Here is an 18,974-nt window from a genome sequence, read left to right as displayed (position 1 = left end):
ATATAACACGATGAGTCCGAGTCTCTGATGAGTTTTGATACAGCCAAATACCCGACGCTGGCGCTGGTTGATACCACGCAAGAGTTGCGCCTGCTGCCGAAAGAGAGTTTACCGAAACTGTGCGACGAACTGCGTCGCTACCTTCTCGACAGCGTAAGCCGCTCCAGTGGACACTTCGCCTCCGGGCTTGGCACGGTTGAGCTGACCGTGGCGCTGCATTACGTCTATAACACGCCCTTCGATCAGTTAATCTGGGACGTCGGCCACCAGGCCTATCCGCACAAAATCCTCACCGGTCGCCGCGACAAAATCGGCACCATCCGGCAGAAAAACGGCCTGCACCCCTTCCCGTGGCGCGGCGAGAGTGAATATGACGTGCTGAGCGTCGGTCACTCCTCCACCTCCATCAGCGCCGGGATCGGCGTGGCCGTGGCGGCAGCGAAAGAGAATAAGCAGCGTCGTACCGTCTGCGTGATTGGCGATGGCGCCATCACCGCAGGCATGGCGTTTGAAGCGATGAACCACGCCGGGGATATTCGTCCGGATATGCTGGTGGTTCTTAACGACAACGAGATGTCGATCTCCGAGAATGTTGGCGCGCTGAATAATCATCTGGCGAAGCTGCTCTCCGGCAAGCTCTACTCCACCCTGCGCGAAGGCGGGAAAAAAGTGCTCTCCGGCGTGCCGCCGATCAAAGAGCTGCTAAAACGCACCGAAGAACACATCAAAGGCATGGTCGTGCCGGGCACGCTGTTTGAAGAGCTGGGCTTTAACTATATCGGCCCGGTGGACGGTCACGATGTGCTGGGTCTGGTGCAGACGCTGCGTAATATGCGCGACCTGAAAGGCCCGCAGTTCCTGCATATCATGACCAAAAAAGGGCGCGGCTATGAGCCGGCCGAGAAAGATCCTATCACTTTCCACGCGGTGCCGAAGTTCGATCCGACCAGCGGCACCCTGCCGAAAAGCAGCGGCGGTATGCCGAGCTATTCGAAAATCTTCGGCGACTGGCTGTGTGAAACCGCGGCGAAAGATAACAAGTTAATGGCCGTTACCCCGGCGATGCGTGAAGGCTCCGGCATGGTTGAGTTCTCGCGCAAATACCCAGGGCAATATTTTGATGTCGCCATTGCCGAGCAGCACGCGGTCACTTTTGCCGCCGGGCTGGCGATTGGCGGTTATAAACCGGTAGTGGCGATCTACTCCACCTTCCTGCAGCGCGCCTACGATCAGGTGATCCACGACGTGGCGATCCAGAAGCTGCCGGTGCTGTTTGCTATCGATCGCGCCGGGATTGTTGGCGCAGACGGCCAGACTCACCAAGGGGCGTTTGATATCTCCTATCTGCGCTGCATCCCGGAGATGGTGGTGATGACGCCAAGCGATGAGAATGAGTGCCGCCAGATGCTCTTTACTGGCTACCACTACACGGATGGCCCGAGCGCCGTGCGCTACCCGCGCGGTAACGCGGTCGGCGTGACGCTGGAGCCGCTAGCGAAACTGCCTATCGGTAAAGGCGTGATGAAACGTAAAGGCGAGAAGGTGGCGATCCTCAACTTCGGTACTTTGCTGCCGGAAGCAGCTAAAGCCGCCGAAGCGCTGAATGCGACGCTTATCGATATGCGCTTTGCCAAACCGCTTGATGAAGCGCTGATCCTGCAGGCGGCTTCGCAGCATGAGGTGCTGGTAACGCTGGAAGAGAACGCCATTGCGGGCGGTGCCGGCAGCGGCGTTAACGAAGTGCTGATGGCGAAGCGTAAGCCGGTGCCGGTGCTCAACCTCGGCCTGCCGGACTTCTTTATTCCGCAGGGTACGCAGGATGAAGCGCGCGCTGAGATTGGCCTTGACGCCGCCGGTATCGAATCGCGCATCAAAAACTGGCTCACCTGATTCCGCCCTTTTCCGCTCCTGCTATGCTTAAGCCTAATTCGTGACCAGCAGGAGTGGAACCATGCAATACAACACATTAGGGAAAACAGACCTCAAAGTCTCCCGCCTTTGCCTTGGCTGTATGACCTTTGGCGAGCCGGACCGGGGTAAACATGCCTGGACGCTGCCGGAAGAGAGCAGCCGCCCGATTATTCAACGCGCGCTGGAAGGCGGGATTAACTTCTTTGATACCGCTAACAGCTACTCCGACGGCAGCAGTGAAGAGATCGTCGGCCGTGCGCTGCGCGATTTCGCCCGCCGCGACGAGGTGGTTGTTGCTACTAAGGTTTACCATCAGGTCGGCGATCTGGCGGAGGGCCTCTCCCGCGCGCAGATCCTGCGCTCCATTGATGACAGCCTGCAACGCCTCGGCATGGAGTATGTCGATCTGCTGCAAATCCACCGCTGGGACTACAACACACCGATTGAAGAGACGCTGGAAGCGCTGAACGATGTGGTGAAAGCGGGTAAAGCGCGCTATATCGGTGCTTCTTCCATGCACGCCAGCCAGTTTGCTCAGGCGCTGGCTTTGCAGGAGCAGCACGGCTGGGCGCGCTTTGTCACCATGCAGAATCACTACAACCTTATCTATCGTGAAGAAGAGCGCGAGATGCTGCCGCTCTGCTACAAAGAGGGCGTGGCGATTATTCCGTGGAGCCCGCTGGCGCGCGGACGTTTGACCCGACCGTGGGGGGAAACCACCGCCCGCCTGGTCTCTGATGAGTTTGGCAAAACGTTGTATAGCGAAACGGATGCTAACGATGCGCAGATCGCCGAACGTCTGGCGAGCGTGGCAGAGGAGTTGGGCGCGTCGCGTGCGCAGGTGGCGCTGGCATGGTTGTTGAGTAAGCCAGGCGTTGCCGCACCGATTATTGGCGCGTCCCGTGAGGATCAGCTCGAAGAGTTGTTAGGCGCGGTAGAGTTAACGCTGAAGCCGGAACAAATTGCCGAGCTGGAGATGCCCTACAAACAGCACCCGGTGGTGGGGTTTAAGTAACGCGCGGATAAGTTGCCGGATGGCGGCTTACGCCTTATCCGGCCTACGCCCAAATGCCAATTCGGAACCGCAGGCCTGATAAGCGCAGCGCCATCAGGCAATTGCCACCGCATTCACATGCAAGCCCGGAACCGTAGGCCTGATAAGCGCAGCACCATCAGGCATTTGCCACCGCATCCACATGCCAGCCCGGAATCGTAGGCCTGATAAGCGAAGCGCCATCAGGCAATTTCCACCGCATCCACATGCAAACCTGGTACCGTAGGCCTGATAAGCGCAGCGCCATCAGGCAGTTCGCCGCAGCTAAATCAGCCCAATCGGCCAATGATGGCCAATCACATAGAGCAACCCGGCGGCGACAATCCCGGCGACGATATCGTCGACCATAATCCCCATGCCGCCATGCACGTTGCGATCGAACCAGCGGATCGGCCACGGCTTCCAGATATCAAAAATGCGAAACAGAACAAACCCAACGGCGACCCACTGCCAGTCGTTAGTGGGCAGCGCCATCAGGGTGATCCACATCCCGATAAACTCATCCCAGACGATACTGCCGTGATCGTGCACGCCCATATCTTTTGCCGTCTGATGGCAGAGATAAACGCCCAGCGAAATTCCCAGCATCACCAGCAGCGAATAGAGCTGCCAGGGCAGGAAGGTCATCAGCCACCAAAAAGGGATCGCCGCAATCGAGCCCATGGTGCCGGGCATAAACGGGATTAAACCGCTGCCAAACCCGGTCGCCAGCAGGTGCCAGGGGTTACGCATAGTGAGACGGCTTTTAGCGATATCTTTATCTTTAGTGCGCTGCAAAATGGTCATATCCTTTCCAGTCGAGGGTGACGGCTTTTCCCTCGCGAGTGAAGTAGAGCCCCTCCCCGTCCGCACCCATCTGCCCGATGCAGGTAAACGGTGCGCCCAGCTGTCCAATCGCCACATCCAGTGCGCCGCGATTCAGCTCAGGTACGGTAAAGCAGAGTTCATAATCCTCTCCGCCGGACAACGCCCAGCGCAGCGCCTGATCCGGCTCAACGTGCCGACGCATGGCATCCGATAACGGGATCGCATCAAGATCGATCCGCGCGCCAAACCCGCTCGCTTTCAGGATATGCCCGAGATCGGAGATAAGACCGTCAGAGAGATCGATGGCCGAGCTTGCGAGGTTACGCAGCGCCTGGCCCTGCAACACGCGCGCCGTCGGGCGCAGATGGCGCTTTTTCAGGTAAGCCGCATCATCGCTGTCGCTGACGGTTAAACGGTTTTGCAAAATCGCCAGCCCGGCAGCGCTGTCGCCCGGCGTACCGGTGACATAGATCCAGTCGCCCGGCTTCGCGCCGGAGCGCTTCATCGCGCGGCCTGCCGGCACGTAACCATGAATACCAATGGTCATCGACAGCGGCCCGCGGGTGGTATCACCGCCGATAAGCTGCATATCGTAATAGCTGATTTGCTCAAACAGGCTGTCGCTGAAAGCCTGCAACCACGCTTCGTCCGCTTCCGGGAGCGTTAACGCCAGCGTCAACCAGGCAGGATCGGCACCCATCGCCGCCAAATCGCTGAGATTGGAGGCCATTGCTTTCCAGGCCAGATCGGCAGGATCGATATCGGGGAGAAAATGGTTACCCGCCACCAGCGTGTCGACGCTGATCGCCAGGGTCTGTTTTTCGGGGACATTGAGCAGCGCACAATCGTCACCGATACCGGTTTCGACGTCGCGACGTGAAGTTCGTACGCGGTCAAAATAACGGGCAATCAGGGAGAATTCACCGCATGCCATACGTTATTCCTCTGTAGAAAAAAGAAAAAGCCGGGACCGGCGCGCTGAAAGCGTCGCCCGTCACCGGCTTGCGGATCACTTCTTGTGGGGACGGATCGCAGGTGCGGCTTTATCCAGCACGCCGTTCACAAACTTATGGCTGTCTTCAGCGCCAAAGGTTTTAGCCAGTTCGATAGCTTCGTTGATCGCCACTTTATAGGGCACATCATCACGTTTTGAGAGTTCGAACAGCGCGATACGCAATACCGCTTTCTCAACCTGACCCAGCTCTTCGAGCAGACGGGAGAGGTATGGCTTCATCAGGCCATCGAGATATGCGCTATTAGTCGCCACCCCGTTCAACAGTTCACGGAAGTACACGACGTCAACATCTTTCACGTCCTGTTCCGCCAGGAACTGGTATTCAACATCAGTGATGTCGTTCTGGGACAACTGCCAGGAGTAAAGCGCCTGAACGGCACACTCACGGGCGCGGCGACGAGCAGCAGGTTTCACGTAATTCCCCTTACAAAATTCAAGCCTTGATGGCTTTCAATACATTAATCATTTCAAGCGCGGTCAGTGCGGCTTCCGCACCTTTATTACCGGCTTTGGTGCCAGCGCGTTCGATGGCCTGTTCAATACTTTCTGTGGTGAGCACGCCGAATGCGACCGGAATGGCGCTCTCCTGCGCGACATGCGCCAGGCCGTTGCTTGCGCCGCCTGCCACATACTCAAAGTGCGCAGTACCGCCGCGAATCACGGTGCCGAGCGCAATCACGGCGTCATATTTGCCGGTTTTCGCCAGCTCGCCTGCGGCCAGCGGCAGCTCGTAAGCGCCCGGAACCCACACGACGGTGATGTTATCGTCCTGCACCTGACCAATACGTTTCAGGGCATCGATCGCGCCTTCCAGCAGACTGTCATTGATAAAGTTGTTGAAACGCGCAATGGTGATGGCGACGCGAGCGTCCGGAGCAGCAACGTTGGCTTCAATAATGTTCATACACTTCCTTCACAGGTTCAGTTCGGACCCCGCAGGGGGGCGGATTTTAGCATACTATTTAACGCGCTGCTTCCCTTTTACAGCAGGCTTCACGCGTTGGTGAGGTGCAGGCAAACATCAGGACCAACCTGCCGTATCTCACTGAAATTAAAGCGCGGCGCATCGGCAAGCGCCGTCAATCCTGGTAACTGGCAGAGCCCGCGCGCATCGCTGCCTAACAGTTTAGGCGCAAGATAGACCACCAGCTCATCAACCAGCCCCGCGTTCAGCAGCGCGCCAGCAAGCTCTGCGCCCGCCTCAACCCAGACGCTGTTAATCTGCTGTTTACCGAGCATCATCATCAGCATCACCAGATCGGCATGGCCGTTATGTTCCGGCACGATGATTTCGCGCACACTCTCAGGCCACGCGCGCACATCAGTTTTGGTGCGCGCAAACCAGGTCTCCCCCGGCTGGCTGACGACGTTATGCTGCGGCGTCACGCGGTTCTGGCTATCAATAATAATGCGCAGCGGCTGGCGCAGATCCGCTTCGGGATAGCACGCCTGGGTATCGTTGTTTAATTCGTTCCAGCGCACGGTCAGCGACGGATCGTCTGCCAGCACCGTGGCGCTGCTGCTGAGAATGGCATGGCTCTGCGCGCGCAGCTGCTGCACGTCGCGGCGCGCCTGCACAGAGGTTATCCACTGGCTTTCGCCGCTCGCCATTGCCGTGCGCCCGTCGAGCGACGCGCCGAGCTTAAGCTGAAGATAGGGAAAACCGGTGCGCATACGTTTGAGAAAGCCTTTATTCAGCGCTTCTGCCTCGCTCATCATCAGGCCGTGGCTCACCTCAATCCCGGCCTGCTGGAGACGATAAAGTCCACGCCCGGCAACCTGCGGATTGGGATCCTGCATGGCAGCAACGACCCGCGCTACTCCGGCGGCAATCAGCGCATCGCAGCAGGGCGGCGTGCGCCCGTGGTGGCTGCAGGGTTCCAGCGTCACATATGCGATACCGCCGCGCGCGCGATCGCCCGCCATGCGCAGGGCATGCACTTCCGCGTGCGGCTCGCCGGCGCGGTAGTGAAACCCTTCACCGACAATCTCGCCATCGTTAACAATCACGCAGCCGACGCGCGGATTCGGATGGGTGGTAAAGCGGCCGCGCTGCGCCAGTTTCAGCGCGCGCGCCATATAGATTTCATCCTGCATGATCAATCCTGTAGACGGGCGATCTCTTCGCCAAATTCGCGGATATCCTCGAAACTGCGGTAAACGGAGGCAAAGCGCACATAGGCCACTTTATCGAGCTTTTTCAGCTGCTCCATCACCAGATTGCCGATCATCTTACTCGGCACTTCGCGTTCGCCGGTTGCGCGAAGTTGCGATTTAATATGGTTTAACGCCATTTCTACGTCATCGGCGCTCACCGGGCGCTTCTCCAGCGCTTTCAACATGCCGCTGCGCAGCTTGTCTTCATTAAAGGGTTCACGCACATCATTGCTTTTTACTACGCGCGGCATCACAAGCTCTGCCACTTCAAAGGTGGTGAAACGCTCATTGCAAACCAGACACTGCCGACGGCGGCGAACGGATGAACCTTCTCCCACCAGGCGGGAATCGATGACTTTGGTGTCCACGGCGAAACAGAATGGGCAATGCATACGGGATCCTGACGTGAGAGTTAACTGAAATCTATTTTAACCTGAAGTGGCATGACAACAAAGGCAGACCCTTTTTGAGACAATGGATCGATGGCAAAGCCGCGGTTGCGATCTACCATTACAGCGATCCTCCCCTTCAAGGAAACAGACGCAATGACAAGACGTTACCTAAGAACACTGTTGCTGGGAAGCCTTTTTACCCTCAGCGCCTGCGCCCCGCAAAGCGAAGTCCGCCAGCTCCACCAAAGCGTCAGTACGCTCAATAAAGAGATGAGCAAGCTGAACCAGGAGACGGTCAAAATCACACAGCAAAACAGCCTTAACGCCAAATCGGGCAGCGGTGCCTACCTGCTGCCCGGCGCCAATACGCCTGCGCTGCTGAAGAGCCAGATCGGCACACTGCGTCTCTCACTGAAAGATATGGCGCCAAACGCCGCCGGAACGCGCGTTGTGCTGCATATTCAGGGTCAGTCCAACGATCCGCTGCCCGCCTTTAGCGGCACCATTGAGTATGGCCAGCTTCAGGGCACCACCGAGAACTATCAGGAAGTAAATGTACAGAATCAGTTGATCAACGCCCCGGCCAGCACGCTGGCACCGAGCGATGTCGACATTCCGCTGCAGCTTAATGGCATCACGCCTGAGCAACTCGGTTTTGTGCGCGTTCACGATATCCAGCCGGCTACCGCTCAGTAACCGCTCTTCTGCGGGCGATCCTCTCGCCCGCCCTTTCGCTGCTCTGTTTTTCAGCCACACCGCAACGTTGATATTCATCAATTGGCATTATCAATAAATGTCAGTACAATCGCCGCCGTTTAATCGACGCAAACGTGAACGCAATCGATTACGTATATGTCAATAATGTGAAACAACACATATTTTTGTGAGCGTGGATACTTATAATAGGCGCGCAGAAATATGAAACATTTAGCAATTTAATGCGTGCTTACTTTCACTCCCGTCTGGGATCATAATCAGTGGCGTAATGATGAAAAAAACTCTCCTCGCAGCCGGTGCCGCACTGGCGCTTACCGCTTCTTTCTCTGCCAGCGCAGCGGAAACCAGCAAACCTGAATTTGTCTCCGACTGGTGGCATCAGAGCGTGAACGTAGTGGGCAGCTATCACACCCGCTTCGGAGCTATTCCGCGTAACGATACCTATCTGGAATATGAAGCGTTCGCCAAGAAAGATTGGTTCGACTTCTACGGCTACCTGGATGCGCCGGTCTTCTTCGGCGGTAACTCCGGCGCGAAAGGGATCTGGAACCACGGTTCTCCGCTGTTTATGGAGATTGAACCGCGCTTCTCTATTGATAAGCTGACCAACACCGATCTGAGCTTCGGCCCGTTCAAAGAGTGGTACTTCGCCAACAACTACATCTACGACATGGGCCGTAACGCCGGTGGTCGCCAGAGCACCTGGTACATGGGTCTGGGCACCGATATCGACACCGGCCTGCCGATGAGCCTCTCCCTGAACGTCTATGCAAAATACCAGTGGCAGAACTATGGCGCAGAGAACGAAAACGAGTGGGACGGCTACCGTTTCAAAGTGAAATACTTTGTGCCGATCACGCCACTGTGGGGCGGCCAGCTGAGCTATATCGGCTTCACCAACTTTGACTGGGGCTCCGATCTCGGCGATCGCCGCTACTACAACAATGGCCAGCAGCAGCGTACCAGCAACTCGATCGCCTCAAGCCACATTCTGGCGCTGAGCTACGATCACTGGCACTACTCCGTCGTTGCCCGTTACTGGCACAACGGCGGCCAGACCAAAGATGATGCGATCCTGAACTACGGCGCGGGCGATTTCAGCGCCCGCACTACCGGCTGGGGTGGCTACCTGGTGGTTGGCTACAACTTCTAATGTAACGCCTGAAAAGCCGACCTCGAGTCGGCTTTTTTATGCCCGAACGCTGCTGAATAAAAATCTGAAAACAGACCTTTCCAGTACACCAGTACCAATCCTCCCCATCCATTGCTCATCGCCATGCTTTAAAATCCGCTCCTGAGAGGAATTTACTCTAAGGAAAAGAGAACCATGTGGGCCGTAGAAATGGAGGGCATCAGTAAGAAATATTTACTGGGCCAGGTGTGGGTAGATGCCCTTAAAGACGTCACGCTCAACATTGCAGCAAACCGCTTTACCGTCCTGTCCGGGCAATCCGGCAGTGGCAAAACAACCCTACTTAATTTAATCGGCGGCATCGATCGGCCCGACAGCGGGTATCTGACGATTGCCGGCCAGCCAATGGCGGAGCTGGATGATGACCAGTGCAGCGACTTTCGCGCCCGCCACCTCGGTTTTATCTTCCAGAACTTCAATCTTATCCCGGTGCTGACCGTGCGCGAGAACATCGAAGTTCCGCTGCTGATACAGCATAAAAACCCGGCGTATCGCCAGCAGCGCATCGATGAGATGCTCGACAATGTTGGCCTGGCACATAAGGCTGACTCGCTGCCTAACCAACTTTCCGGTGGTCAACGCCAGCGCGTTGCCATTGCCCGGGCGCTGATCCACCGCCCCGCGCTGATTGTCGCCGACGAACCCACCGCCAACCTCGACAGCAAAACCGGTGCCGCCATTTTGCAGCTGCTGCGCCATTTACAGCGTGAATACGCCGTGACGGTAGTGTTCTCCTCCCACGATCCGCAGGTGATTGCCGCCGCGGACGATCTCTATGTGGTGCATGACGGCAGCGTCACGCGCCCGGCAATGGTGTAAGGGGGGATAATGCAAACCACAACGCTAATGAAACATGCCCTGCGCAACTTACTGCGCAGCCGCCGACGCACGCTCTCGACCCTCTGCGCCATTATCGTCGGGGCGATAGGCATTCTGCTGTTCGCAGGCTATAACCAGTCGATTGAGTACAGCCTGCAAACCACCTTCGTGCGCGATAAAGGCCATCTGCAGATCCAGCAGCGGGACTATCTTCTGCACGGCACCAGCAACCCTGCGCTTTACAGCATTCATAACTATCAACAGATCGTCGATATCCTCATCCGCGATCCGGTGCTGAAAAAGATGATCGCCGTTACCACGCCGGTCCTCTCCCTGACCGGTCTCGCGGGCCACTATGCGGTTGGCACCTCGCGTCCGGTGTTGATCTATGGCACAGAGGCCGTTGGGCAGGCACAGCTGGATAAGTGGGATGAATATCAGATAGGCGCAGACCTTATCGTCCGCAAACCGCTGACCGGTACCCAGCCGGAAGCGGCTTTGATTGGCCGCGGGCTGGCTCGCCTGCTGCTGCTGTGTGATTTTGTTAAAGATCAGCCCTGCGCGCCGCCGCCGTCGAAAGAGAACAATGCCAGCGCACTGCCTGACGATCTGCTGGCGCTGTCGCAAAGCGCCCGCGATACGCGCCCACCGGCCACGGGATCGCATATTGAGCTGCTGGCCGCTTCCGCTGCCGGTGCGCCGAATATTATCCGCGTCAACGTGCTGGGCACCCAGCCGCAGCAGGCGCGCGAACTGGATGACACCGTGGTCAGCCTGCATCTGCGCCAGGCGCAGCAGCTGCTTTTCGGCCAGGAGACGCCCGGCGTAACGGCAATCCTGCTCCAGTTGCACAGCACCAAAGAGATGGAGGCCGCACGGGCGCGCCTGCGGCAGATCTTCGCTAATAAGCTCTCCGGCGAACCGCTGGCGGTGTTTGACTTCACGCAATTACAGCCGCTCTATAACCAGGTGCTGGCGATGTTCGGCAAGATCTTCTCATTCCTGCTGGCGCTGATCCTCTGCATTGCACTCTTCACCGTCGGCAACACCATGAATATGGCAGTGATGGAGCGCACGGTGGAGATCGGCACCCTACGTGCGGTGGGGCTAAAACGTGGCGATATCCAGCGCCTGTTCCTGAGCGAAGGCGCGCTGCTGGGCGCGATTGGCGCAGTCTTTGGCGTGCTTATCGCGCTGGCGCTGGCCTGGCTTATTAACCGCTCCGGGATGACATGGCAGCCGCCGGGCGTCACCTCGCCGCTGCCGATCCGCATCAGTATCTGGGGAGAGTGGCGCATGCTGGCCAGCGTTACGGGCACCCTGCTGTTGGTGACCGTGCTCTCTTCCTGGTGGCCCGCACGACGCGCCTCGCGGGTGTCGATTGTTGAAGCGCTGCGCCATATCTGATGCAACACCCTGAATAAAAAAGGAGGAATTCATGTCATTACGGAAAAAGAGCCTGGCATCAGCGTGGCTGACCATCCTGTTAATAAGCGCCGCACCGGCGTATGCGGCGCTTAGCGCCCAGCAGATCCTGAAAAAAAGCGATGAGGTACGTAACCCGGATCGCTCCTTCAGCCTGGTGACCACGCTTATCAGTTACAAAAATGGCAAACAGCACGAAACCAGTGAACTGATGCTCTACTCCCGGGTTGCGCCGGACGGCGGCCAGTTTCGCAGCCTGCTGCGCTTTATCAGCCCGCAGCGCGATGCCGGTAAACTGACGCTGAAAAGCGGTCGCGATTTGTGGCTGTACGATCCCACAAGCCAGGCCAGCGTGCCAATTTCGCCGCAGCAGCGGCTGATGGGGCAAGCCTCCAACGGCGATGTCGTTACCGCAAACTGGGCGGCGGATTACCAGGCAAAGCTGGTGGGAGAGGAGCGCATTCAGGATGGCGAGCGGCAGATGCGCGACTGCTACCACCTGCATCTGGAGGCGCAAAACAGAGATGCGGCCTATCCATCGATGGATCTATGGGTCGATAAAACCGACTTTAAGAGCCGTAAAGCGGAGTTCTATGCCGTTAACGGCAACCTGCTGAAAACCACCTTCTATCGCCGCTATGCACCCGTGCTGGGCGGCATCCGCTCGACGGAAGCGGTGATTATTGATGGGGTTAATGCGCACTGGGTTACCGTGCTGCGCCAGAAGGATTTCCAGTGGCGCGACGTGCCGGAGTCCTGGCTGCAGCGTGATTTCCTCGCCCATTTCCGGGATGCGAATTCATGACACGATCGCCCCTTTCCCTTCTCTGCCTAATGCTGCTGAGCGCGCTGCCAGCCGCGCCCGCGCTGTCGCAGGAGGATGAGACCCTGGCAGCCCTCGATCTGGCCGACAGCGCCGAGTTTAGCCCCGACGCCTACCAGGCGCTGAATATGATGTTTGAAGCGGCCAGCAGCATCAATCAGCAGCAGGAGAAAGAGCAGCGGCTGTCGCTGGATATGCGTCTGGATGCGCCGCTGGGTGAGAAGTGGCGGCTGGTGCTCTCCAACCGCCTGGATAGCCGGTTTACCCACAGGCTCAGCGAAACCCGCTATACCAACACCCTGCGCGAAGCGTGGCTCAGCTACCACCTGACGCCGCAAACGATGCTGGATATGGGCCGTATCAACACCCGCTACGGCGTCGCGCTGGGCTATAACCCGACGGACTTTCTTGGCCGGGGCACCGTGCGATCCATGACCTCTGCCGACCCGGAAACCCTGCGTAACAACCGGATGGGCAATGGGATGGTGCGTCTGCAACACTTTTGGGACAACGCCGCCGTTAGCGCGCTCTGGGCACCGAAAATCCGCAGGGGCAGCGCCGATCGCAGCGCCAGCCTCGACTGGCAGGCCAGCAATCCGCGCGACCGCCTGCTGCTCAGCGCCAGCTACCGCTTTGCGGAGAATTTCAACCCGCAGCTGCTGCTGTTTAAAGAGCAGCAGCGCGAGCCGCAGTTTGGCCTCAATCTTTCGCGGGTGCTCTCCCGCTCAACGCTGATTTATGGCGAATGGGCCGGCGGGCGTCAGCCCTACAGCTGGCAGGAGACGCTGCTGCCGGAGAGCCAGTGGGATATCGCCTGGCGCAACCGCGTGGCGGCGGGTCTCACCTGGACCGGCGAGAGCGATCTGACGCTGCGGCTCGAAGGGCACTACAACGGCAGCGCCCAGCCGACCGTGGCCGGGCAGGATCCCCGCCGCAGCGTGCTGTTGCAGGCTTACTGGAAAGACCTTTTCGAACAGTACGATCTCAACCTGATTGCGCAGCGGGATCTGCAGCGGCATACCAATATGGGCTTTGCCGAACTGCGCCGCCATCTTGGCTCGCTGGATGTGGCATTGCAGTGGCAAAAGGTCTACCTGCTGAATCTGAGTGAGCGCCGCTGGCAGATCTCACTGGATTACTGGCTGTAAACCATCGCCCAGCCGATGCAGGCTAGAATAATGGCGGGGCCAAATGGAAAGGGCTGCTGGCGCGAGGCGCGAAAGAGCAGCAGCCCGCTCGCCAGCCCGATAAGTGCGGCGATCAGCATAATATCAAACAGTGCCGGTAAGCCGTGCCATGCGCCGATGCCAGCAAAGAGTTTCATATCCCCTCCCCCGATGCCCTCGCACCCGCGCCAGCGCGCAAACCCATAGTTGAGCAACCACAGAATAGAGAAGCCGACCGCCGCGGCCAGGAGATGTTCCTGTAGCGTCGCAAGAAGTGGCTGGCGGCACCAGGCGCAGAGCAGCGCCAGCAGTAAAAAGGGATACGTCAGCACATCAGGCAGCAGCATATGGTCGATATCGATAAAAAACATCGCTACCAGCAGACTCAGCAGCGCCAGCGTCAGCAGCACCGCCAGGTTGACGCCATCATGGGCTATCACCGCCGAGAACAGCAGCGCCATCAACGCTTCAATGGCCGGGTAGCGAACGCTTATCCGCTTGTGGCAACAGCGGCTGCGCCCGCCTAGCCACAACCAGCCGAGTAGCGGAACATTGTCATGCGAGTTTATCCGTGTCCGGCAGTGGGGGCAGAACGACGGTGGCCAGCTCAGGCTTATCGCTTCCCCCTGCATTTTTCGCGGTAAACGGTAGATAACCACATTAATAAAACTGCCGAAAATCGCGCCGATCAGCGCAAAAAAGAGGCTTTCCACAGGGTTATCGCTCCGTTTTATTAAGCAGCGAGCGGCAGGCAGAAGGGAGCGGTGCGGAGAGCACTTCCGGGGTGTTGAACAGCCACTGTTCGTAGCGCTCCGCCTGTTTGAAGTTCTTTATTTCAGGCGGGAAGAGCGTGTGGCGCAGCGGCGTACCGTGGCCTTTGCTGTAGACGCCAACCCAGCGCCCCTGCTTGTCATAGCTCATCCCCCAGTCGCGCGAGCCGGTGAGCGGGTCGGCAAACCACTGGCGCAGATGGGCGACGGGCTTTTTATCGCGGCTGTCCTGTAACAGATCTTCAAAGCCCAGCGGAAAGCAGCCGCTGCCCTTTTTCTGATAACTGTGGATCGCATTGCGGATCTGCACGCCGCGAAAAAAGAGCTCCTCCTCCTGCTGCTGGCGAAACTGCACCTCGCGCGAGCGGGTCTCTTTCAGCAAGGAGAGCGACAGCATGGTGAGCATCAGCAGCACCCACAGGTAGGTGAAACCGCCCTGCGCTGCGGGCTTACTCCTGTGCATTTTCCTGCTCCGGCAGGGAGGGCGAAGTAACATCGATAATCTGATCGTTCTCATCACGCTTCACTTGCCAGTTGTCGCGTCGCTGGGTGACGGGATCTAAGGGAATATCAAACAGGTACCCCTGCTCAACCAACTCCTCCAGTTGCTCCGGCCCGCTCAGACGATCGTGACGCCAGGCGGCAATCGCCGCGCGCAGAGCGTTGCGGTTATGCTGCAACACCACAATTTTTGCGCGCTCGGTTTGATTAAAAAAGCGCGGCGCGACCAGCGTCATCAGCGTGGCGATAATCGCCATCACCACCAGTAACTCGATCAGCGTAAAACCCTTTTCACCACTGCGCATACGGCACTCCATTCAGTCCGGGCTGCATGCTGGTGGAGCTGACATCCCAGATATCCTTCCCACCGGTGCTTTCACCGGGTGCCTGCGTCGAAGCGCGCAGCCGCCAGGTTTCGCTGTTCGGCTTGCCTTCACAGTCGCAGAAGGGATCGCGCGGGATGGCGCGCAGCAGGTAGATCTTCTCCCGGTTGGCCGACTTTTTATTGATCACGCCATCCACCAGCTGATTCAGCGACACCGGCCAGTTCGACATATCCGCCTCTTTTTCGATAATCCCCTCTTCACTCAGTTGCGCATAGCGATCGAGGGCGGTGCGGATCGCGCGCAGTGCCACGCGCAACGCCTCTTCGTTGCGCTGCTGGATCTGACGCTGGTAAATCGGGATAGCGGCGCTGGCAAGCGTGGCGAGCAGCGCCAGCGATACCAGCATCTCAATCAGCGTGAAGCCGTTGCGCCGCGCCATTACGGCTTGCCTTTGGCAAGGGTTGGTGCCGGTACTTTTTTCAGCGCCGGGAAGGTGGCGGGCGGCGTCAGCGGCGGCGGAGCAAAGTGCGGGGCTTCAGGCGTCTCCTCTGCGGCAGGCGGCAGGTAGGCGCTCTCACCCGGCGCATCTTCGCTGCCCATCTCAATGGTGTTGATATGGGTGCCCGGCAGATCGATGCTGCGCTCAATGGTCGGCGTGATCAGCAGCACCACTTCGGTCCGCTCATGGTTACTTTCGTGGCTGCCGAAGAATTTGCCGAGCAGCGGCAGATCCGCCAGCCCCGGCAGGCCGTTCAGCCCTGCACTGTCGCTCTCTTTGATCAGCCCCGCCAGCATCTGCGTCTCGCCATTCTGGCTGCTGAGGACGGTGGCCGCGTCGCGGTTGTTGGTACGATAGTAAGCGACGCCATCTTTTGAGTGTTCGGCGCTGCCGATGGTGCTGAGGTTAAACTTCACATCCATCGAGATGGTGTTATCGACGCTGATATCCGGCGTGACTTCCAGCTTCAGGCCAACATCCTGATACTCCACCTGCTCTTGTGAAAAGCTCTCAGAGATACTGCTGGTCAGCACCGGGATGCGCTCGCCAATCTCCACCACCGCCTTTTTATTGTTTTTCACGCGGATGCGCGGGTTCGCCAGCACGCGCCCATGGGAGCGGATCTTCTGCATATTGGCGCTCAGCCCCTGGCCGGAGCCGAGATTGACGAACATATTATTTTTATTCAGGGCGTTAATGGCGATGTTGCTGTTGCCGGACTCGATAGCGTTAAAGCCGATGCCAATCTGCCCTGGGAAGTTGATGCCCAGGGTTTCAACATCTTTGGCGTCCACTTCCAGCACCTCTACCGCCAGCGTCACCTCCGCTTCCGGACGGTCGAGGGTCAGCAACAGCTGCTCGGCTTTTTCCACGCTTTCACGCGGGCCGCGAAAGGTCACTGAGTTGGTGCGCTCATCGACATGGACATCGCGCAGCTTGATCAAATTACGCAGCGCCACATTCAGCTCTTTCGCTTTGGCGTAGCCGAGAAAAACCGTTTTCACTACCGTATCGCGGTAGAGCTTCTCTTTCTGCATCGTGGCGGGATAGATCAACAGCGTGTTGCCATTGAGGATCTTTTTACGCAGCTGGTTGGAGAGCAGCAGCAGATTGAGGGCGTTCTCCGCGCTGGTGTCGTGGGCGATGAGGCTGGCGGTAGCCGCATCGGAGACATCCTTATCGTAGATGATATTGATGCCGGTAATCTGGCTGATGGCAGCGAAGATCTCCTTCAGATTATGTTTGTTGAAAGTAAAGCTGACGGGCTTGCGCAGCTCGCGCTTGATCTTCTTCTCCGGCTGATTCTGCACGGCGATTTCACGCATCAGACGGTCGCGCATCTCCGCCGCCTGCGGCCAGCCGGGCGACTCTTCAAGGATCTGCTGGATTTTGGCTAACGCCTGCTCCGGGTCGGTTTGATACTGCGCTCGCGCCTGTTGATAGAGCTTATCCAGCACGCGCAGCCGGTCGATTTTTTGTAACCCCTGCTGCGCGACAAAGTGGCCCGGCTGATAGCGCAGCACCGCTTCCCATGCGCGGCTCGCCGCGACATAGTTATTTTTCGCCGCCGCCTGGCGGGCGGTGGTGATATAGCCCTCCACTAACTGCGTCACCAGCAGTTGCCGCTGCGTTCGCAGCTTAACATCTTGCGGGTGGCTCTTAAGCTGGCTATCGATACGCTGCAACGCATCGCGCAGCGACGCCGTATTGACGGGGGCGGCATCTTCCGGTGCGACGGATTTGCTGCTTGCGCAGCCCGTCAGCAGCGCAAGCGCACATACCATAGTGAGAATCGGTTTTTTCATTGTGTTGTTACGGCTTGTGTAGTCAAAGTGTTAAGGCTGATGCTGTACGGCTCATGCCCCGGTAATGATTCAAAAAGCAGGCTGCCCTGTGCCATCGCCTGCAGTCGCCAGTCGGGTGTGATCAGGCCACCAGGCCGGATATACCCCGCTTTACGGCAGGCATCACAGAGCAGCCAGTTACGTGCGCCATCCGTCAGAATGACGATGCGCATGCCGTTGCGGATCCACAGCCCCACCGCGCGAAAAGGGAACGTGACGCGCTGCACCTTTGCCACCGGCGCGGGTGCGGCCGCTTTCGTTGCCGGTGCGTTATAGACCGGGAAGAGATTGGCAATCGCGCTGGCATCATCAGTGACGTGCAGTGGACGGTTTGCCTGGCGCGGCGGACGCGTTTCGTCTGGCGCAGCCTGGCTCACCTCAGGGCCGTTTTCGGCGCTTTCATCGGTGACATGCACCCAGAGAAGCAGCCCGGCGGTCAGCAGCAGCAAGATTTTCAGATATCGCGGCAGCTTCATGACGCCTCCAGACCTGATGCCAGGCTGAGCGTCAACTGCAACGTGATCAGCAGATGAGCGCTCTCCGGGCTGGCGCGGCTGATGGCAAGCCTGTCGACATGAAAGATCAGGCTTTTACTCATGGTGATAAGGGATCGCGTCAGGTTGTTCCATTCGCCCTGCAGCGGAATGGTTAGCGCCAGCGCGCGTTGACGCCCTTTGCCGTTTTTGCCGAACTGATAGCGGCTGCCGTCAACCTGCAGGTGGTTCTGCTGAAAAATGTCGAACACCGCTTTCACCTGCTGATACTCGGTGTCATTCAGCGTGCGCTGTAAGAGAGCCGCGCTATTTTTAGGCTGAGGCGAGAGCGCCAGCGGTTTATCTAACTGCAACTCCAGTTGCGCATTCTCACTGAGGAGCTGGCGCTTTTCCGGCGCGAGCGCGCCCTGCCAGTAACCGGCCATCAGCAGTGGAAAGAGCGCGGCCAGCAGCGGCGCCCTGCCCGTTCTCTCCACGAGAGAGGCCAGCGACCAGCGTAGATAAGGTAAAGAGAGGGAAGATCGCATAAGTTCACTCAGAGCCGGGGGTTATTGGGATAGATGACTATCAGCGTGGCGTTGACCGCCCATTTCTGGCTGAGCTCCTTTGACGGCGTGTGGTGTTGCAGCTCAACACGCGCCGGGATCGCCTCCAGTCGGGTGCTGAAATCGAGCAGCGCCTCAAGCGACATCGCTTTGACCTGCAGCCGAACCACTTTTTTCTCAGGCTCAACGCTGACGTTCATGATCGCCACATCGGGCAGGAGTAATTTCGCCAGCGGGTTCAGCATCGCCACCACCTGCATGGCGGCTCGCGCATCCGGCTGATGTTTTTTCATGCGTGCCGACAGGCCACGAACAATTTCATCCCGCTTCGCCACCGTCTCGAGCAGGTGTTGATGCTGGCGCTGTAGCGCGTCGCGCCGTTGATAATCCTTCATACTCGCCAGCAGCAGCCCGCCGGTCAGCAGCAGCACGACACCCATTACCGGCCAGGCGGCGCGGGGACGATAGTGAAAACAGGGAGCGGCCCACTCTTTAAAAGCCGATATGGAAAACATCC

At 58.3% G+C, this 18,974-nt stretch carries 22 protein-coding genes; 8 read left to right on the top strand and 14 right to left on the bottom strand.

Features of this window, described 5'->3' with window-relative positions:
• Window positions 1-27 precede the first annotated feature (27 nt).
• Window positions 28-1,890 carry a 1-deoxy-D-xylulose-5-phosphate synthase gene (gene dxs / locus SOM48_RS15765; protein ID WP_320512298.1) on the top strand — a complete coding sequence of 621 codons (1,863 nt, stop codon included), beginning with the start codon at window positions 28-30 and terminating at the stop codon, window positions 1,888-1,890.
• Window positions 1,891-1,951: 61 nt separating this feature from the next.
• On the top strand, window positions 1,952-2,926 hold the full coding sequence (locus tag SOM48_RS15760) for an aldo/keto reductase (RefSeq protein WP_124969435.1): 975 nt from the start codon (window positions 1,952-1,954) through the stop codon (window positions 2,924-2,926).
• Between the two features lie 303 nt (window positions 2,927-3,229).
• On the opposite strand, the gene pgpA is transcribed toward SOM48_RS15760, so the two are convergent.
• From pgpA to nrdR, 6 genes are all read right to left on the bottom strand, one after another.
• Window positions 3,230-3,751, bottom strand: coding sequence for a phosphatidylglycerophosphatase A (gene pgpA / locus SOM48_RS15755; RefSeq protein ID WP_042712115.1), 522 nt, complete (start codon window positions 3,749-3,751; stop codon window positions 3,230-3,232).
• Window positions 3,729-4,706 carry a thiamine-phosphate kinase gene (gene thiL, locus SOM48_RS15750; RefSeq protein ID WP_054804398.1) on the bottom strand — a complete coding sequence of 326 codons (978 nt, stop codon included), beginning with the start codon at window positions 4,704-4,706 and terminating at the stop codon, window positions 3,729-3,731. Before thiL ends, pgpA begins: the two co-directional genes overlap by 23 nt.
• A 75-nt stretch (window positions 4,707-4,781) precedes the next feature.
• Window positions 4,782-5,201, bottom strand: coding sequence for a transcription antitermination factor NusB (gene nusB / locus SOM48_RS15745; protein ID WP_023481929.1), 420 nt, complete (start codon window positions 5,199-5,201; stop codon window positions 4,782-4,784).
• 19 nt (window positions 5,202-5,220) lie between these two features.
• Window positions 5,221-5,691 carry a 6,7-dimethyl-8-ribityllumazine synthase gene (gene ribH / locus SOM48_RS15740; protein ID WP_042712118.1) on the bottom strand — a complete coding sequence of 157 codons (471 nt, stop codon included), beginning with the start codon at window positions 5,689-5,691 and terminating at the stop codon, window positions 5,221-5,223.
• 89 nt (window positions 5,692-5,780) lie between these two features.
• Window positions 5,781-6,884, bottom strand: coding sequence for a bifunctional diaminohydroxyphosphoribosylaminopyrimidine deaminase/5-amino-6-(5-phosphoribosylamino)uracil reductase RibD (gene ribD / locus SOM48_RS15735; RefSeq protein ID WP_320512297.1), 1,104 nt, complete (start codon window positions 6,882-6,884; stop codon window positions 5,781-5,783).
• Window positions 6,885-6,886: 2 nt separating this feature from the next.
• Window positions 6,887-7,336: a transcriptional regulator NrdR gene (nrdR, locus tag SOM48_RS15730; protein ID WP_054804396.1), complete on the bottom strand. Its 450-nt coding sequence runs from the start codon at window positions 7,334-7,336 to the stop codon at window positions 6,887-6,889.
• A 153-nt stretch (window positions 7,337-7,489) separates the two neighbouring features.
• Between nrdR and SOM48_RS15725 the strand changes: the two genes are divergently transcribed.
• The 6 genes from SOM48_RS15725 (at window position 7,490) to SOM48_RS15700 (ending at window position 13,460) form a co-directional block, all read left to right on the top strand.
• Window positions 7,490-8,032 (top strand): SadB/YajI family lipoprotein, encoded by a 543-nt coding sequence (locus SOM48_RS15725; RefSeq protein WP_054804395.1) that lies wholly within the window; start codon window positions 7,490-7,492, stop codon window positions 8,030-8,032.
• Window positions 8,033-8,324: 292 nt separating this feature from the next.
• Complete coding sequence (locus tag SOM48_RS15720) at window positions 8,325-9,206, top strand: nucleoside-specific channel-forming protein Tsx (protein WP_312202556.1); 882 nt, start codon at window positions 8,325-8,327, stop codon at window positions 9,204-9,206.
• 174 nt (window positions 9,207-9,380) lie between these two features.
• Window positions 9,381-10,064: an ABC transporter ATP-binding protein gene (locus SOM48_RS15715; protein ID WP_076769472.1), complete on the top strand. Its 684-nt coding sequence runs from the start codon at window positions 9,381-9,383 to the stop codon at window positions 10,062-10,064.
• A 9-nt stretch (window positions 10,065-10,073) separates the two neighbouring features.
• The gene (locus tag SOM48_RS15710; protein WP_320512296.1) at window positions 10,074-11,471 is read left to right on the top strand and encodes an ABC transporter permease; all 1,398 of its coding nucleotides are present in this window, start codon (window positions 10,074-10,076) and stop codon (window positions 11,469-11,471) included.
• 31 nt (window positions 11,472-11,502) lie between these two features.
• Complete coding sequence (locus SOM48_RS15705) at window positions 11,503-12,294, top strand: outer membrane lipoprotein-sorting protein (protein ID WP_312479885.1); 792 nt, start codon at window positions 11,503-11,505, stop codon at window positions 12,292-12,294.
• On the top strand, window positions 12,291-13,460 hold the full coding sequence (locus SOM48_RS15700; RefSeq protein ID WP_313163013.1) for a hypothetical protein: 1,170 nt from the start codon (window positions 12,291-12,293) through the stop codon (window positions 13,458-13,460). The genes SOM48_RS15705 and SOM48_RS15700 overlap by 4 nt, the downstream gene beginning before the upstream one ends.
• Here SOM48_RS15700 and SOM48_RS15695 read toward each other — a convergent pair.
• From SOM48_RS15695 to SOM48_RS15660, 8 genes are read right to left on the bottom strand one after another with little or no spacing between them, the layout of a single operon-like run.
• Window positions 13,448-14,191 (bottom strand): prepilin peptidase, encoded by a 744-nt coding sequence (locus SOM48_RS15695; RefSeq protein ID WP_320512295.1) that lies wholly within the window; start codon window positions 14,189-14,191, stop codon window positions 13,448-13,450. The two genes, SOM48_RS15700 and SOM48_RS15695, sit on opposite strands and share 13 nt — an antisense overlap.
• 4 nt (window positions 14,192-14,195) lie before the next feature.
• On the bottom strand, window positions 14,196-14,711 hold the full coding sequence (locus SOM48_RS15690; protein ID WP_320512294.1) for a hypothetical protein: 516 nt from the start codon (window positions 14,709-14,711) through the stop codon (window positions 14,196-14,198).
• Window positions 14,698-15,054: a type II secretion system protein gene (locus tag SOM48_RS15685; RefSeq protein WP_083699380.1), complete on the bottom strand. Its 357-nt coding sequence runs from the start codon at window positions 15,052-15,054 to the stop codon at window positions 14,698-14,700. Before SOM48_RS15685 ends, SOM48_RS15690 begins: the two co-directional genes overlap by 14 nt.
• Window positions 15,041-15,514, bottom strand: coding sequence for a type II secretion system protein (locus SOM48_RS15680; RefSeq protein WP_319551538.1), 474 nt, complete (start codon window positions 15,512-15,514; stop codon window positions 15,041-15,043). Before SOM48_RS15680 ends, SOM48_RS15685 begins: the two co-directional genes overlap by 14 nt.
• Window positions 15,514-17,379 carry a secretin N-terminal domain-containing protein gene (locus tag SOM48_RS15675; protein WP_320512293.1) on the bottom strand — a complete coding sequence of 622 codons (1,866 nt, stop codon included), beginning with the start codon at window positions 17,377-17,379 and terminating at the stop codon, window positions 15,514-15,516. The genes SOM48_RS15680 and SOM48_RS15675 overlap by 1 nt, the downstream gene beginning before the upstream one ends.
• Window positions 17,376-17,894 (bottom strand): hypothetical protein, encoded by a 519-nt coding sequence (locus tag SOM48_RS15670; RefSeq protein WP_320512292.1) that lies wholly within the window; start codon window positions 17,892-17,894, stop codon window positions 17,376-17,378. Before SOM48_RS15670 ends, SOM48_RS15675 begins: the two co-directional genes overlap by 4 nt.
• The gene (locus SOM48_RS15665) at window positions 17,891-18,439 is read right to left on the bottom strand and encodes a hypothetical protein (protein WP_139965526.1); all 549 of its coding nucleotides are present in this window, start codon (window positions 18,437-18,439) and stop codon (window positions 17,891-17,893) included. Before SOM48_RS15665 ends, SOM48_RS15670 begins: the two co-directional genes overlap by 4 nt.
• Window positions 18,440-18,447: 8 nt before the next feature.
• Complete coding sequence (locus SOM48_RS15660) at window positions 18,448-18,972, bottom strand: hypothetical protein (RefSeq protein WP_076769465.1); 525 nt, start codon at window positions 18,970-18,972, stop codon at window positions 18,448-18,450.
• Window positions 18,973-18,974 lie beyond the last annotated feature (2 nt).

This window comes from Kosakonia sp. CFBP8986, from assembly GCF_034044935.1.
In the GTDB taxonomy this organism is placed as follows: domain Bacteria; phylum Pseudomonadota; class Gammaproteobacteria; order Enterobacterales; family Enterobacteriaceae; genus Kosakonia; species Kosakonia cowanii.
This window is presented reverse-complemented; position numbering and strand designations above follow the sequence as displayed.

What these genes read in the sequence shown, in the direction of transcription:
- dxs (WP_320512298.1), top strand. Translation starts at nt 28, where the DNA reads ATGAGTTTTGATACAGCCAAATACCCGACGCTGGCGCTGGTTGATACC.
- SOM48_RS15760 (WP_124969435.1), top strand. Translation starts at nt 1,952, where the DNA reads ATGCAATACAACACATTAGGGAAAACAGACCTCAAAGTCTCCCGCCTT.
- pgpA (WP_042712115.1), bottom strand. Translation starts at nt 3,751, where the DNA reads ATGACCATTTTGCAGCGCACTAAAGATAAAGATATCGCTAAAAGCCGT.
- thiL (WP_054804398.1), bottom strand. Translation starts at nt 4,706, where the DNA reads ATGGCATGCGGTGAATTCTCCCTGATTGCCCGTTATTTTGACCGCGTA.
- ribH (WP_042712118.1), bottom strand. Translation starts at nt 5,691, where the DNA reads ATGAACATTATTGAAGCCAACGTTGCTGCTCCGGACGCTCGCGTCGCC.
- ribD (WP_320512297.1), bottom strand. Translation starts at nt 6,884, where the DNA reads ATGCAGGATGAAATCTATATGGCGCGCGCGCTGAAACTGGCGCAGCGC.
- nrdR (WP_054804396.1), bottom strand. Translation starts at nt 7,336, where the DNA reads ATGCATTGCCCATTCTGTTTCGCCGTGGACACCAAAGTCATCGATTCC.
- SOM48_RS15725 (WP_054804395.1), top strand. Translation starts at nt 7,490, where the DNA reads ATGACAAGACGTTACCTAAGAACACTGTTGCTGGGAAGCCTTTTTACC.
- SOM48_RS15720 (WP_312202556.1), top strand. Translation starts at nt 8,325, where the DNA reads ATGAAAAAAACTCTCCTCGCAGCCGGTGCCGCACTGGCGCTTACCGCT.
- SOM48_RS15715 (WP_076769472.1), top strand. Translation starts at nt 9,381, where the DNA reads ATGTGGGCCGTAGAAATGGAGGGCATCAGTAAGAAATATTTACTGGGC.
- SOM48_RS15710 (WP_320512296.1), top strand. Translation starts at nt 10,074, where the DNA reads ATGCAAACCACAACGCTAATGAAACATGCCCTGCGCAACTTACTGCGC.
- SOM48_RS15705 (WP_312479885.1), top strand. Translation starts at nt 11,503, where the DNA reads ATGTCATTACGGAAAAAGAGCCTGGCATCAGCGTGGCTGACCATCCTG.
- SOM48_RS15700 (WP_313163013.1), top strand. Translation starts at nt 12,291, where the DNA reads ATGACACGATCGCCCCTTTCCCTTCTCTGCCTAATGCTGCTGAGCGCG.
- SOM48_RS15690 (WP_320512294.1), bottom strand. Translation starts at nt 14,711, where the DNA reads ATGCACAGGAGTAAGCCCGCAGCGCAGGGCGGTTTCACCTACCTGTGG.
- SOM48_RS15685 (WP_083699380.1), bottom strand. Translation starts at nt 15,054, where the DNA reads ATGCGCAGTGGTGAAAAGGGTTTTACGCTGATCGAGTTACTGGTGGTG.
- SOM48_RS15680 (WP_319551538.1), bottom strand. Translation starts at nt 15,514, where the DNA reads ATGGCGCGGCGCAACGGCTTCACGCTGATTGAGATGCTGGTATCGCTG.
- SOM48_RS15675 (WP_320512293.1), bottom strand. Translation starts at nt 17,379, where the DNA reads ATGAAAAAACCGATTCTCACTATGGTATGTGCGCTTGCGCTGCTGACG.
- SOM48_RS15670 (WP_320512292.1), bottom strand. Translation starts at nt 17,894, where the DNA reads ATGAAGCTGCCGCGATATCTGAAAATCTTGCTGCTGCTGACCGCCGGG.
- SOM48_RS15665 (WP_139965526.1), bottom strand. Translation starts at nt 18,439, where the DNA reads ATGCGATCTTCCCTCTCTTTACCTTATCTACGCTGGTCGCTGGCCTCT.
- SOM48_RS15660 (WP_076769465.1), bottom strand. Translation starts at nt 18,972, where the DNA reads ATGTTTTCCATATCGGCTTTTAAAGAGTGGGCCGCTCCCTGTTTTCAC.